Here is a 14,146-nt window from a genome sequence, read left to right on the forward strand (position 1 = left end):
GCGACGCTCCGCATCACGCGTATCGCATGATGTGCTGACAAACGATCGCGTCGGCGGTGCGTGCGGAATGGGTGACACGGTCATCGATGCGCCCGACAGTCGGCGGGCACGAGCGCACCGCGGATCGAGCCGCGCCCCCGCTGCAGGGGGCGCGGCTCGATCGGGTCGCCGCTAGGCCTTGCGGCGACGGGTGGCGAAGATCACGATCAACCCGACGATGATCGCGATCGCGCCGCCGACGATGCCGGCCAGGGGGGCGACGCCCGTGTCGGGCAGGTCGCCGGCCGTGCTCGCCGGAGGAGTGGACGCCGGCGGGTCGGACGCCGGCGGGTCGCTCGGTGCCGGCGTCTCCGTCGGCGGGGTCGACGTCACCGTGCCCGTGTAGTTCGCCGGGTCGGCGTCGGTGACCATGGTCTGCAGCGGGTCGATGCCGGTCGCCGTGCCGGTGTTCACGTACGCCCCCGTGATGGCGACGCCCGACGCGGTGCACTCGAACGACTCGCCCGGCGCCAGCGGCCCCTCGAACACGTTCGACTCGCCATCGCCGCACGTGATCTCCGAGGCATCCACCTTGTCGTCGGTCACGGTCACGTTCGTCAACGGCACGTTGCCGGTGTTGGTGACCACGTACGTCCACACGACCTCGTCACCGGCCGTCAGCGGCACGCCCGGCGCCTCGTCCGAGTCCTCCCCGTTGGTGGCCTTCTCGATGTCGATCGCCGGCACCGCACCGAAGTAGTGCGACAGGTCGCCGTCGGTCACCTCCTGCTCGAGCGGGTCGACGGCCGTCACGGTGCCGAGGTTCTCGTACTGCCCGGTCGTCGCGATGCCCGTCGCCGTGCAGGTGAAGGACCCCTCAGGCTCGAGCGGCCCTGCGATCACGTTGCCGCCCGTGCCGTCGCAGTCGATCTCGGCCGCATCCACCTGGTCGTCTGTGACCGTCACGTTCGTGAGCGGCACGTTGCCCGTGTTCGTCACCACGTACGTCCACTCGACGTCGCCGTCGACCGGCACGAACGGCCCCGGCGCCTCATCGGCGTCCTCACCGTTCGTCGCCTTCTCGATGTCGACCACCGACGCCACGCCGAAGTAGTGCGACAGGTCGCCGTCGGTGACCTCGGCCTCGGTCGGGTCGATGCCGACCACCGTTCCGGTGTTCTCGTACTGGCCGGCGGTGGCCGCACCGGTGGCGACGCAGGTGAAGGATGCCTCGGGCTCGAGCGGGCCCGCGATCACGTTGCCGCCCGTGCCGTCGCAGTCGATGTCGGCCGCGTCGACCCGGTCATCGGTCACCGTGACATCGGTCAGCGGAACGTTGCCGGTGTTCGTGACCACGTACGTCCACTCGACGTCACCGTCGACCGCGACCAGCGGGCCGGGCGCCTCGTCGGCGTCCTCACCGTTCGTCGCCTTCTCGATGTCGACCGACGGGACACTGCCGAAGTAGTGCGACGCGTCCTCGTCGGTGACCTGCGCCTCGAGCGGGTCGATGGCGGTCACGGTGCCGAGGTTCGCGTATTGGCCGGCCGTGGCCGTGCCGGTGGCGACACAGGTGAAGGATGCCTCGGGCTCGAGCGGCCCCGCGATCACATTGCCACCCGTGCCGTCGCAGTCGATCTCGGCGGCATCCACCTGGTCGTCGGTCACGGTCACGTTCGTCAACGGCACGTTGCCGGTGTTGGTGACCACGTAGGTCCACTCGACCGCACCGCCGGGGGCGACGTACGGGCCGGTCGGCTCATCGGCATCGTCACCGTTCGTCGCCTTCTCGATGTCCACCGCAGGCGCCGCACCGTAATAGTGCGAGAGGTCCTCATCGGTGACGTCGGCGTCCATCGTGTCGGTCCCGACCACCGTGCCGGTGTTCTCGTACTGGCCGGCCGCGGCCGTACCCGACGCGACGCATGTGAACGTGTCGTCGGGCTCGAGCGGGCCCGCGATCACGTTGCCACCCGTGCCGTCGCAGTCGATCTCGGCCGCATCGACCCGGTCATCGGTCACCGCGACATCGGTCAGCGGAACGTTGCCGGTGTTCGTGACCACATACGTCCACTCGACGTCACCGTCGACCGCAACGAGCGGACCGGGCGCTTCATCGGCGTCGTCACCGTTCGTCGCCTTCTCGATGTCGACCGACGAGTCCACGCCGAAGTAGTGCGACAGGTCCTCATCGTCGACCTCGACGCCCGGCACCTCCTCACCGTCGACATCGGTGGCGACGGGACCGGTCGCGACCACGCTGCCCGTGTTCTCGTACTGGCCCGCGACCCCGACGCCGACGGCGACGCACGTCACCGTGCCGCCCGGCGCCAGCGGACCCGCGACGATGTTGCTGCCCGTGGAGGCGCAGTCGATGTCAGCGGCATCCACCTGGTCGTCGGTCACCGTGATACCCGTCAACGGAACGTTGCCGGTATTGGTGACCACATACGTCCACGCCACCGTGCCGCCGTCCGCGACCAGCGGACCCGGCGCCTCATCGGCGTCCTCACCGTTCGTCGCCTTCTCGATATCGACCGCCGGCACCGCACCGAAGTAGTGCGACGGGTCGGTGTCGCCGACGACGACGGGGTCGAGCTCGGTTCCGTCGAGCGCGAAGGTGGGAGGCTCCGTCCCCTCCACGGTGCCCGTGTTCTCGTACTGTCCGGCCGTGGCCGTGCCGGTCGCGACGCACGTGAACGTGGCATCCGGTGCGAGCGGGCCCGCGACGACGTTGCCCCCGGTGCCGTCGCAGTCGATGTCGGCCGCGTCGACCTGGTCATCGGTCACGGTGACGTTCGACAGCTCGGTGTCGCCGGTGTTCGTGACGAGGTAGGTCCACTGCACCGCGCCGTCGACCGCGACGAACGGACCGGGGGCCGTGTCGGCGTCGATCGTGTTCGTGTGCTTCTCGATGTCGATACCGCCGACCGGCGCCATCGCGAGGTCGATCGTGTAGTCGGTGAACGACTCGGGGAGGTCCGGCGGAGTGAGCCCGGCGACGTCGTGACCGGTTCCGTTGCCGCCGATGATTCGGTCGGAATCGTCGCGCTCGTACGAGAGCGTGATGGGCGAGCTCGTGATGCCGGTCTGCCTGGGGCTCGTTGTGGCCGTGTTGTTGTTCGACTCCGTCTCGTTGGCCCCGGCCGCGTCGCCGTTGCGTGACGGCGACGGGACGTAGGCGGCCAGCGGGCCGCCGAGCCCGAACTGCGAGGCCGGGATGCGCACCCGGTACGTCCCTGCGGGAAGCAGGTCGACGTGCCAGCGTCCCGCGTCGTCGGTCGTCCTGGTCGCCACGACGTCGCCCGCGTCATCGAGCAGTTCGATCGCGACGCCCGCGATGCCCGCTTCGGTCGGCTGCTGGCGACCGTCGAGGTTCGAGTCGAGCCACACCAGGTCGCCCACCGAGAATCCGGGCACCAGCACGGTCGGCTCGGTCGACAGCAGCTGCTGGTTCGCGACCGTCGCCGAGTAGATCATCGCCCGGTTGACGTACAGGCTGCCGAGCTCCGCATCGTGGGCCACCATGGGGATGGCCGCGGCGACGCGCGTCGTCACCGCCAGCGTCTCCGACGAGACGAAGCGGATCGCGGTCACCGTCGAGAAGTCCGAGATCTCAGCCGCGGTCTTCCAGAGGCCGCCTGCGGCCGCCGGGTCGGCGTTGCTCGCCGACTTCGCGTTCGGATCGATCGTCGAGTACGGGGCGGTCGCGTAGTACCACGTGCCCGGCACGTCGCCGGTCTTGCCCTGCGTGTACTTCGGTGCGGCGAGCGCCCCCGTCAGCTCCGCCGTGCCCGTGTAGTCCGACGCGTACTGGTCGCGCTTCGACAGCGCGCTCGGCGCGCCGTCGCCGTTCCACGGGAGCACGTCGATGATGTCGGGCGCCGCGAACTCGATCTGCCGCGAGGTGTTCACCCACTCGAGCTTCCAGGTGTACTCCTCGCCGTCCTCGACCAGCGGCTTGTCGACCGACTTGTCGATGCCCAGCTGACCCGAGCCCGACGCGCTCGTCGTCGCCTGCGCCGTGGGGTTGTTCTCGGCGCTCAGCGAGCGGGCCGAGACCTGGTTCACGTACGACGTGCCGGGCTGTGCCGTCGTGGGAATGGTCGTGCACACCGTGAAGCTGTACGCCCAGTAGTCGGTCTGCGCGACGGTGATGTCGGGCAGGCTGATCAGCAGTTCGCGCGTCACCGGGTTGTAGGACGTGGACGACCCTGCGGGCAGGGTCTGCTTCGTGCACGTGTCGTTGTAGGTCAGGCCCACCGGGATCGCGTCGACGACCTGCGGCCGCTCCATGAGTGCGCCCACCTGGCCCTTGTTGACGCCGACCTGGAGTGTCCACTTCGCGTCCTGGCCCGGCAGCCAGGTCGACTGCTGCGCCGACTTCGCGACCGCCACCAGCATGCCCGTGTAGAACACCTGCTTCGACGATGTCGACAGGTTGCGGGTGACATCGTTCTGCGGCCACGATCCGGTGTTCTGGATGCGTATGCCGGTGAGGATCTTCTCTCCCGCGTTCGGGCCGCCGTTGTAGATGCTCCGCACGGTCAGCGGCACGGAGATGTTCATCTCGAATCCGGCGTACTCCACGTATCCGGTGGTCTTCGGGCGCATCCGCACCATGTTGACCTTGTCCTGCCAGTCGGAGCCGAGCGTGGTCGGGTCGGTGGTCCACTGGTAGCTGTTGCTCCGGCAGGCGGTGGCATCCGTGACCTGGGAGGTGAAGGTCACCGGGTAGTAGCCGCCGACCTTCGGACCTGCCTGGGTGTCGACGGCGTTGGAGCCGATGCCGTACTCGATGATGTAGTCGCCCGGAACATCGACATCCGTGTTGATCGCGATGTTCGCACGCGACAGCTTCAGGGTCGACACGTCCCAGGTGTCGCAGACCATCGGGTCGGTGACCGGGAAACCTCTGGTGTCGGCGCCCTGCGCGCCTGCGAGCTGCTGCCCGTAGTGCCAGCCGGAGCGCGCCCTATGGCCGCCCAAGGGTGCACCATCTGCGTTGAAGGTCACGCGAGAATACAGCTGCGTTCCCGGTGCGAACGTGTACCCGTCCGCCCACAAGCCGTCGCCCCACGGGTCGGTGCCGTACGTGTAGTCCTTGGCGCCGTACGTGGGGTGCGGGGCGGACAGCAGCCGCGCCTGCGTCGTCCACCGAATCTGGCGGTTCGCGTCGTATTCGGGGAACGCGCCAACGTTGTTCAGCAAGACGCGCTCGGGAATGGTCTCACCGGCGTTCGGTCCGCCGTTGTACTGCCAGCGCAGCTGGATGGGCACGTACAGGCCCAGGGTGAAGGGGCCGGCTTCGACGCGGTCCGGGTCCTTCGGGCGGACCCGCACCATGTTCACCTCGTCGCGCCAGTCTGCTCCGAACTGGGTCTCCGGGTCGGACGACCAGGGACCGGGGTTCTCGCGACACCCCGCAGCCTCGGTGGTGTTGATCGTCGCGTTCAGGCCGTTACCGGTGCCGGTCTGCGTGTCCACCGAGTTCGTGCCGACGGCGTACTCGATCACGTAGTTGTTGATGTCGAAGTTCGGGTTCGTGACGATCGCACCGCCCGGCTGATTGACCGGATTGGGCTGCAGGCGCGGGTTCGAACCGGTGCCGTTCACGGGGGTTCGCGGGTCGCCCACGAGCCGCCAGACCGAGACGTCGAACACGTCGCACAGTCCGAGCAAGGGGGCGCCGACCTTCACCGGCTCCGCAGTCGCGGTCGTCCAGACGTGCGAGTTGATCACGTCACCGGGTGTGAACTGGTCCCATGCGGAGAGACCTCCGGCGATCCCCTCGTACTGCTTGTCGCCATCCAGGGTGCCGCAGTTCACGGTCGCCGTGTTGAAACGGATGGACGCGGTCGTGATGTTGTTGCCGGTCGCCGGCGCCCCCGTCGCCGGGTCCCAGCCGGGCTCGAGACCGGTGCGGTTGATCGGCCATTCGCCGGCCGTCCAGCCCTCGGTGTCACGTGCCTCGTTCGTGAAGTCGTACGTCTTGTCCCACGGGGTCGTGCACAGCGGCGGGAGCTCGGGCACCGGGATGAAGAACACGATGTCGAAACTGTTGTTCTTCAGCGGCTGCCCCGTGTCTGCACCGTTGGCGGGGTTCCAATCGTTCCGGTCCGGTGCGGGCGTGTAGGTGATCGTCGTGCGCCCGTCCGTGGCCGGCGAGCAGGCGATCGTGCCCGCGTTTCGCGCGTTCTGCGTCGGGCCGCACGAAACGCGGATCGCGTTCTTCGTGAACCCGTCCGCGTCGCTGAGCACGTCGGTGAAGTCCATCGCGTCGAGCGTGTCGGAGATGATCGTGCCGTTCGACTCGGTGATCGCGAGGCGGTAGGTCACGTTGAAGCCGCGCACTGGCGCGGTGTTCGGGTTCAGGTCGGTGTCGCGCTCCTCGTAGACGGATCGCACCGTGGTCTTCGCCAGGTCCCACTTCGGTTCGGTGAGGTTCAGCGAGTTGTCGACGACGTTGTCGCCCGACGCCGTCGTGCCGTCCCATCCGGGCTCGAACCCGGGGGCTGGGTCGGGCGTGCCGGTCGGGTTGTTCAGCTGGCCGCCGATGAGGTGCCACCCGTCGGTCTCGGTGAGGGCGTTCTGCCAGTTCGCCGCGCCCGACGGCGGAAGGTCGCCCTGCTGCCAACCGGGATCGAGTGTGCGATAGAAGTCCTTCGCGGGGATCAGCACGTTCAGCTGCAGCCGCACCCCGGCGGTACTGCCGCTCGCCTGTCGAGTGAGGGAGATGGGCCAACCGTTCGCGCCCTGCACCGTGTTGGTGGGGCACGACGTGCTCCAGCCTCCAGCACCAGTGACCGTGCCCAGATTCAGCAGGTAGCACTGTTCGATGATCGCGTCCGGGAAGGCGGAGAGCCGGTCGAAGAACGTCGCAGGCCACTGCACATCCGAACCACCGTTGAGTGCCTTCTGGTTGGTGAAGTCGAGCCAGTACACCATCCGGATCCACGGACCGTCGGCGAGGTTGACGCGGTACGGGGCGTTCCACGGTGCATCCGTTCGCAGGAGCTTCTTGATCTCCCAGGCCGAGGTTCCCGTCACCTCAACGACCGGCCCGGTGACCTCGGGCGCCGGCGCGATCAGCGGATCGGCGGTGTACGCCTTCGTCGTGACCTGCGCGGTCGACGGGATGGGGCTGTCGCCGGCGAACTTGTACACCAGCTGCACGACCGCGACGTTCGACGACATCTTGCCCTGGTTGCACACGACCGTGACCGACCCGTCGGCGTTCGTCTTCTGCGACGACGCGGGGGTGATGCCGGTGCCGCTTAGGCATCCGTCGGGCATGCCGCCACCGAGGGGGCCGGCCAGCTGGATCTTGGCGCCGTTGCCGGGGTGGATCGTGAACTCGAGCACGATGTTGTCTGCCGACTGTCCGGCGTCGAGGCCGGTCAGCGACACCGAGTAGTTCTGGAAGATCGAGTCGTTGACCCGAACGAGGCAGTTGTCGGGGCCGGTGTCGAGACCTTCGCCCGCGGTCGCGTCGAACGGGGGTGTGCCCGTCTTCACGAGCCCCTCGCACGTGTTGTCGAACGGCAACTGCTCGAGCACCAGTTGGCCGTTCGCGGCGTACGCCGCCTGCACGCCGAGCGGCATGAACAGTGCCGCGAGCACCGCGCAGACGGTCAGCATGACGAGGCCGCGCTTGCGCGTCTTCGTGCTGGTCGTGGTCATTCCCGCGTCGCTGAACGCCATGGCTCCCCCTTTGGCCGCCGACAGAATTGCCGCTACCCCCCGCGGTCAGCATGGAGTGCCCGGTCGATGCGCGCGTCATGCGTTCTAGGTGATGTTCGCCGCAATCGGGGTACAGGCCCACGGGGCGTCGCTCTCCGGAGCGCGGCGCCCGCCCTCGCCGCGGGCGCCCGTGGGGCACGCTTCCGCGACGATCGGGTCAGCCCCCGAACGCCTCCACGATGGGCCGGAACTTCATCTCGGTCTCGGCGAGCTCGTCGGCGGGCACCGAGTCGTGCACGATGCCGCAGCCGGCATACGCCGTGACCGTGCCGTCGGGGTCGACCTGTGCGCACCGAAGTGCGATCGCCCATTCGCCGTCACCGTCGCCGTCGACCCAGCCGACGGGGCCCGCGTAGCGCCCGCGGTCGAAGCCCTCGAGCTCGAGGATCGCACGCAGCGCGACCTTGCGCGGCGTGCCGGCGACGGCCGCCGTCGGATGCACCGCCTTCACGAGGTCGAGCGAGTTCGAACCATCGCCGAGCGTGCCCTTGAGGTCGGTCGCGAGGTGCCAGAGGTTCGGCAGCTGCAGCGTGAACGGCTCGGGGCTCGTGTCGAGCCGGGTCGTGTGCGGCTCGAGCCGCTGCACCGCGCTCGCGACCGCGAGCGCGTGCTCGGCGAGGTTCTTCTCGCTCGCCGCGAGGGTCGCGGCATGATCGCGGTCGGATGCCTCGCCCGCACCCCTCGGCGCGGTGCCGGCCAGCACGCGCGCCGAGACCGTGCCGTGGTCGACGCGCACGAGGGTCTCGGGGCTCGCGCCGATGAGCCCGTCGACGGCGAAGACCCACGTGTCGGGGTAGTCCTCGGCGAGCCGGTTGATCGTGGCGCGCAAGCCTGCGTCGTCGCTCAGCGTGCCGACGAGCTGGCGCGCGAGCACCGCCTTCTCGAACTCGCCGGCATCGATGCGACGGACCGCCTCGGCGACCGCCGACTCGTATGCCTCGGGCGGCATCGACCCCGACTCGAAGGTGACGCGGGGGACCTGGCGCTTCGGCGACGGTTCGGGAATCGTGACCTCGGCGGGCGTCTCGAAGCCGATGCGGGTGACCCACGCACGGCCGTCACGGCGACCGATGACCAGCTCGGGAACGATGAGCACGCTCGTCGCGGCCGACTCGTCGGCGAACGCGAACGCCCCGAACGCGACGAGACCCGTGCCCGGCAGACCGACCCGGTCGTCGATGTCGGCGGCGGCCGCGAGCGAGGTCCACGCCGAGGCGGCGTCGTCGATGCGGGTCGCTCCCGACGACTCGATGCGCAGCACCTCGCCGAGCCCGACGATGCCCTCGCCGCGCCGAAGCCACACGAGCGGGTGCCGGGGGTCGGTGCGCGGAATCAGCGGTTCGGTCTCGTCGACCGCCACCGTTCTGACCACGAGGCGCGCCGACGCGTGCGTCTGACTCACCGCACCAGCCTACGCCCGCGGCGGGGTGGGTTGAGGAGGGAGCGAAGCGACCGTCTCGAAACCCGCGCGTCACACAGCGGTTTCGAGACGGCGCTGGCGCGCCTCCTCAACCACCGAGGGCGTGCTCAGCTGTGCGCGAGGCGCGCCCGCTGCTCGGCGACGTCGAAGTCGGCCGCCGGCCACTCGAGCTCCATCCCCTCGAGGGCGTCGATGAGCAGGTGCTGCACGGCGAGCCGCGCGTACCATTTGTGGTCGGCGGGAATCACGAACCACGGGGCATCCGGCTTCGAGGTTCGGTCGAAGACCAGCTGGTACGCCTCTTGGTAGGCGGGCGCGAGGAGTCGCTCGTCGATGTCGCCGGGGTTGAACTTCCAGTGCTTGTCGGGGCGGTCGAGGCGCTCCTGCAGGCGCTCCTTCTGCGCGTCGCCCGAGATGTGCAGCATGACCTTGATGACCGTCGTGCCGTTCGCGACCTGGCCGCGCTCGAACTCGTTGATCGCGTCGTAGCGGCGCTCGATCTCCTCGGGCGGCGCGAGCTCGCGCACTCGCGCGATGAGCACGTCCTCGTAGTGCGAGCGGTCGAAGACGCCGATCATGCCCGGCCCGGGCGTCTCCTTGCTGATGCGCCACAGGAAGTCGTGGCCGAGCTCCTCCTCGGTCGGCTTCTTGAACGCCGCAAGGTGCACGCCCTGCGGGTCGACCGCGCCCATGACGTGCTTCACGATGCCGCCCTTGCCGGCCGTGTCCATCGCCTGCAGCACGAGCAGGATGCGCCGCTTGTGCCCGCCCATGCGGCTGCCCGCGAACAGCTTCTCCTGCAGCTCGGCGAGGATGTCGGCGCCCTCGGCGAGCGCCTTCTTGGCCTCGCTCTTGCCGCCCTCGAAGCCGGGGTGGTCATCGGTCGCGGTGTCGGCGAGGCGGAACCCCTCGCGCACGCGCAGCAGATCGGCGGGGTCGGCGGTCCAGAACGATTCGCGGCTCATGCGGCAATGATGCCAGCGGGAGTCTCGGCGGTCGAGCGGTCGCGCGGTGCCGGTGGTCGAGTAGCGACGAAGGAGCGTATCGAGACCCGTCGCGAGCGTCTCGATACGCGTGCTCCTTCGTCGCGCGCTACTCGACCACCGGAAGGCGATTCACCGCGGCAGCGGCACCTCGAGGATCGTCGGCCCCTCGACCCGCGACGCGAGCGCCTCGTCGAGCTCGCCACGGGTCGTCGCGCGCACGTACGTCCAGCCGTAGGCGGTCGCGAGTGCCGCGAGGTCGACCTGCTGCGGTGTGTACTGCACCCGGTCGAACGCGTCGGCGGGCGCCGTGCCCGCGACCTCGAGGGAGTCGAAGATCGTGCCGCCGCCGTCGTTGCCGACGATCACGAGCAGCCGCGGCCGGGTCTCGCCGGCACCGAGCAGCATCGAGCCGACGTCGTGCAGCAGGGTCAGGTCGCCGATGAGGGCGCGGGTCGTGCTCGAGTCGGCTTCGCTCCCCCGCGAGGCGGCGATCGCACGCTCGACCTCCTCCGCCTCGGCGAGGATTGCGGCGAGGGCGTCAGCGGGTTGAGGAGCGAGCGCAGCGAGCGTCTCGAAACCCGGGTTTCGAGACGCGTCCTCCTGCGCCGGGCGCTCCCCCGAGGCATCCGCCTGGCTGGCGATCGCGATGCCGAGCGCGGTGGCGACGGTTCCGTCGATGCCGGCGAGCCCCCGGTTCGCGTGGGCGACGATGCGGCGCCCGGGCACGGCCCGGTCGGCGTCGCGTATGAGCCGGGATGCCCCGAACACGAGCCGATCGTGCGGCCAGGTCACCGCCCAGACGGCGTCGACGAGCATGCGACGGGTGATCGGTGCGCGCACGCCGTCGAGCTGGGCGCGCATGAACTCGCGGTGCGCCTCGAAGTCGTGCACGTGGCCCGTCTCGTCGATCCCGGGCGAGACCGGCGGGGGCGCGGTCGGCAGCCCTGCGTCGACGAGGATGCGACTCGCGTGCACCCACCGGCGCACCCACGCACGCTCCTCGGGGCTCGGCGGTGCCGCGTCGGCGTGCACGGCGCGCTCGAAGCGACGCACCCGATGGCCGGGGTTGTACCACTCGACCCCCGAGGGCGCCACGACGATCGACTCGACGTCGTCGCGCTGCACGAGCGCCGGCACCTCCCGCGACAGCGTCGGATGCCCGAACACCACGACCCGGCGCACCTCGTCGCCGAAACCCGGCTCGCGCAACAGCTCGCGGTACGCGACGACGAGGTTCGGGCCGAAGTGCGCGCCGCTCGTGACCTCGGCGATGAGCGGCCAGTCGCCCGCCCGGGCGAACGCCTCGGCCTCGGGGCCGGCACCGGCGCCGGCGACGACGACCGTTCGCGGGCCGCGCGCGATGAGGGCGCCCGTGGAGGCGGCGGGTCCGGTGGTCGAGTAGCGAAGCGTATCGAGACCTTCGGACGGGTTTCGAGACGCTCCTTCGTCGCTCCTCAACCCACCGACGTCGTCGGCCCTCGACCCGCTCCACGCCGACGACAGCGGCTCGCGCAGCTGCAGGTTGACGTGCACGGGCCCCGGCCCGGGGTGCGCGATGACGCCGCCCTCGAGGTCGCGGCCGAGGGCCGCGGCGATCGCCTCGCGGGCGAGTCGCACCGCGGCATCCCCCTCGCCGGGTGCGCCCTCGGGCGCGGACACGTCGCGTTCGAGCCGCACGGCGCCGGCGAAGATGCCGGGCTGCATGGTCGTCTGGTTCGATCGGATGCCGCGGAGCTCCGCCGGCCGGTCGGAGGTGAGCAGCACGAGCGGAACCCCCGAGTGGTGCGCCTCGAGCACCGCGGGGTGCAGGTTCGCGACCGCCGTGCCCGAGGTCGTGACGACGGCCACCGGGCGGCCCGTCTCGACGGCGAGGCCGATCGCGAGGAACCCGGCGCCGCGCTCGTCGATGCGCACGTGCAGGCGGATGCGGCCCTGACGTTCGAGCTCCGCCGCGACGAGGGCGAGGGCCTGCGAACGCGATCCGGGGGCGATGACGACGTCGGTCACGCCGCGCGCGATGAGCGCGTCGAACAGCGCGACCGAGAAGGCGGTGGCCGGGGCGGGGGTGCCCTCAGGCATTCGGACGGCCCGTGGAGCCGGGGTCGCCGGGCGTCTCGGGGTTGTCGGGGCGCTTGCCGGGCTCGGCCTTGCGACCCGCGCCGTGGCCACCGTCGGAGGCATCCGCCTCGCCGTCGAGATCGGCGAGCTCGGCCTCGAGCCGGCGGATGCGCTCGGACTGCGCCTGGTCGTCGCCCAGGCGACGCAGGAAGTCGGCGTCGTCGTCGGGGGCGACCGTGCGTCGACGACCGCCCGGCAGTCGCTCGGCGCGTGCACGGCCGACGATGAACCACAGCAGGCCGCCGATGACGGGGATGATGAGGATCACGATGATCCACCACCCGCGCGCGATGCCGCGGATGCGGGAGCGATCGATCATCGCGCAGTCGACGACCGCGTAGATCATGAAGATCGCCACGGCGACGACGAGTCCGAAGAGCAGCCGTGCCATGCCCCAAGTCTATGCTCGCGGGGGTCACGGCAGGCTGGGAGTCGCACGCAGCCGTCGCGCCTACACTGTCAGGGTGAAATCCGTACCCGTCTGGATCTGGTACACGGCGATCCGCGTCGTGCTCTTCGCCGCGCCGCTGGCCGTGCTGCTGATCGCGGGCGTGAACGTCTGGCTGTCGACGGCCGTCGCCGCACTCTTCGGGCTGAGCGCGTCGCTCATCTTCCTGCGCAAGCCCCGCAACGCCATGTCGCACGACCTCTACGAGGCGCGCCACCGCGAGAAGCCGCTCGTGCGCGAGGACGACGCTGAGGAAGACGCGGCCGTGGATGCCGCAACCGACGGGGCCCGCAAGCCCGAGTAACGCGCTCCGCGTCTCTGGTCGGCCGAGCCGCCGTCAGAAGACGAGGCCGAGGCCCAGTCCGACGCCGTAGAGCAGCGCGGTCAGGCTCGTGAGCTGCAGGGCGGTGATGAGCTCGCGCGGCGTCTTCGCGGTGAGCACGATGAGGCACGCGGGCAGCGCCGCGAGCAGGGCGAACTGCACGAGCCACGCCGTCGGGTAGAACAGCGCGAGGAACGCCGCGATCACGAACGGCACGAGCGCGAACACGACGAAGAGCACCCGGCCGGCACGTTCGCCGACGAGCACCGCGAGGGTGCGCTTGCGGGCGAGCTTGTCCTGCGCGACGTCCCGCAGGTTGTTCGCCATCAGCACGGCGCACGCGAGCAGTCCCGCGCCCACGCCGCCGAGCCACGCCTCGAGGTTGACCGTGAGCGCCTGCACGTAGGCCGAGCCGGCCGTCGCGACGAGCCCGAAGAAGACGAAGACGAAGAGCTCGCCGAGCCCGTAGTACCCGTACGGATGCTTGCCACCCGTGTAGAACCACGCGGCGACGATCGCGACCGCGCCGACGGCGAGCAACCACCACTGCTGCGTCACGACGACGAGCGCGAGGCCCGCGAGGGCCGCGATGCCGAAGAACGCGAGCGCGACGGCGAGCACGTGCTTCGGCTTCGCCGCACCCGAGCCGGTGAGTCGCGCGGGCCCGACCCGGTGGTCGTCGGTGCCGCGCACGCCGTCGGAGTAGTCGTTCGCGTAGTTCACGCCGATCTGCAGCGCGAGCGCGACGACGAGGGCGAGCAGGGCGCGAGCCGGATGCCACGAGCCCTCGGCGATCGCGAGCACTCCGGCGCCCGTGCCGAGCGCGACGGGTGCCACGGCGAGGGGCAACGTGCGGAGGCGGGCGCCCGAGATCCAGTCGGCGGCCGTCGCGGGACCGACGGGCTTCGACGTGTCGGGGCGTCCAGCGGCCTTCGCGGGGTCTCCCGACCGGCTGTGCGTGCGCGGGCGCTTCGCAGGCTGGTCGGCGGGGGTCATCCGTTGGGGTTTCGGGCGTGCCACACGGCAATGCTAGTTCGCGTGGCTATGACCCCGGTGGGTTGAGGAGGCGCGCCAGCGCCGTCTCGAAACCCTTCCGCGTTCACGCCGCGGTTTCGAGACGCTCGCTTCGC

At 70.3% G+C, this 14,146-nt stretch carries 7 protein-coding genes; 1 reads left to right on the top strand and 6 read right to left on the bottom strand.

From position 1 onward, the window contains the following. Window positions 1-171: 171 nt before the first annotated feature. The 5 genes from MUN74_RS06775 to MUN74_RS06795 all read right to left on the bottom strand — a co-directional run bounded on the left by MUN74_RS06775 (window position 172) and on the right by MUN74_RS06795 (window position 12,637). The gene (locus tag MUN74_RS06775; RefSeq protein ID WP_244855683.1) at window positions 172-7,662 is read right to left on the bottom strand and encodes a DUF7507 domain-containing protein; all 7,491 of its coding nucleotides are present in this window, start codon (window positions 7,660-7,662) and stop codon (window positions 172-174) included. Between the two features lie 217 nt (window positions 7,663-7,879). Continuing rightward, window positions 7,880-9,124: an isochorismate synthase gene (locus MUN74_RS06780; RefSeq protein ID WP_244855684.1), complete on the bottom strand. Its 1,245-nt coding sequence runs from the start codon at window positions 9,122-9,124 to the stop codon at window positions 7,880-7,882. 125 nt (window positions 9,125-9,249) lie between these two features. Next, window positions 9,250-10,107, bottom strand: a complete 858-nt coding sequence (locus MUN74_RS06785; RefSeq protein ID WP_244855685.1) for a polyphosphate kinase 2 family protein — start codon at window positions 10,105-10,107, stop codon at window positions 9,250-9,252. 150 nt (window positions 10,108-10,257) lie between these two features. Then, entirely contained in the window at window positions 10,258-12,207 is a 1,950-nt protein-coding gene (gene menD, locus MUN74_RS06790) for a 2-succinyl-5-enolpyruvyl-6-hydroxy-3-cyclohexene-1-carboxylic-acid synthase (protein WP_244855686.1), read from the bottom strand. After that, entirely contained in the window at window positions 12,200-12,637 is a 438-nt protein-coding gene (locus MUN74_RS06795; protein ID WP_244855687.1) for a PLDc N-terminal domain-containing protein, read from the bottom strand. Before MUN74_RS06795 ends, menD begins: the two co-directional genes overlap by 8 nt. 73 nt (window positions 12,638-12,710) lie before the next feature. On the opposite strand from MUN74_RS06795, the gene MUN74_RS06800 reads away from it, so the two are divergent. Further along, window positions 12,711-12,998 (top strand): DUF4229 domain-containing protein, encoded by a 288-nt coding sequence (locus tag MUN74_RS06800; RefSeq protein ID WP_244855688.1) that lies wholly within the window; start codon window positions 12,711-12,713, stop codon window positions 12,996-12,998. Between the two features lie 33 nt (window positions 12,999-13,031). On the opposite strand, the gene MUN74_RS06805 is transcribed toward MUN74_RS06800, so the two are convergent. Then, the gene (locus tag MUN74_RS06805) at window positions 13,032-14,012 is read right to left on the bottom strand and encodes a 1,4-dihydroxy-2-naphthoate polyprenyltransferase (protein ID WP_370647377.1); all 981 of its coding nucleotides are present in this window, start codon (window positions 14,010-14,012) and stop codon (window positions 13,032-13,034) included. Between the last annotated feature and the right edge of the window lie 134 nt (window positions 14,013-14,146).

It is taken from the genome of Agromyces sp. H17E-10 (assembly GCF_022919715.1).
In the GTDB taxonomy this organism is placed as follows: Bacteria; Actinomycetota; Actinomycetes; order Actinomycetales; family Microbacteriaceae; genus Agromyces.

What these genes read in the sequence shown, in the direction of transcription:
- MUN74_RS06785 (WP_244855685.1), bottom strand. Translation starts at nt 10,107, where the DNA reads ATGAGCCGCGAATCGTTCTGGACCGCCGACCCCGCCGATCTGCTGCGC.
- MUN74_RS06795 (WP_244855687.1), bottom strand. Translation starts at nt 12,637, where the DNA reads ATGGCACGGCTGCTCTTCGGACTCGTCGTCGCCGTGGCGATCTTCATG.
- menD (WP_244855686.1), bottom strand. Translation starts at nt 12,207, where the DNA reads ATGCCTGAGGGCACCCCCGCCCCGGCCACCGCCTTCTCGGTCGCGCTG.
- MUN74_RS06775 (WP_244855683.1), bottom strand. Translation starts at nt 7,662, where the DNA reads ATGACCACGACCAGCACGAAGACGCGCAAGCGCGGCCTCGTCATGCTG.
- MUN74_RS06805 (WP_370647377.1), bottom strand. Translation starts at nt 14,012, where the DNA reads ATGACCCCCGCCGACCAGCCTGCGAAGCGCCCGCGCACGCACAGCCGG.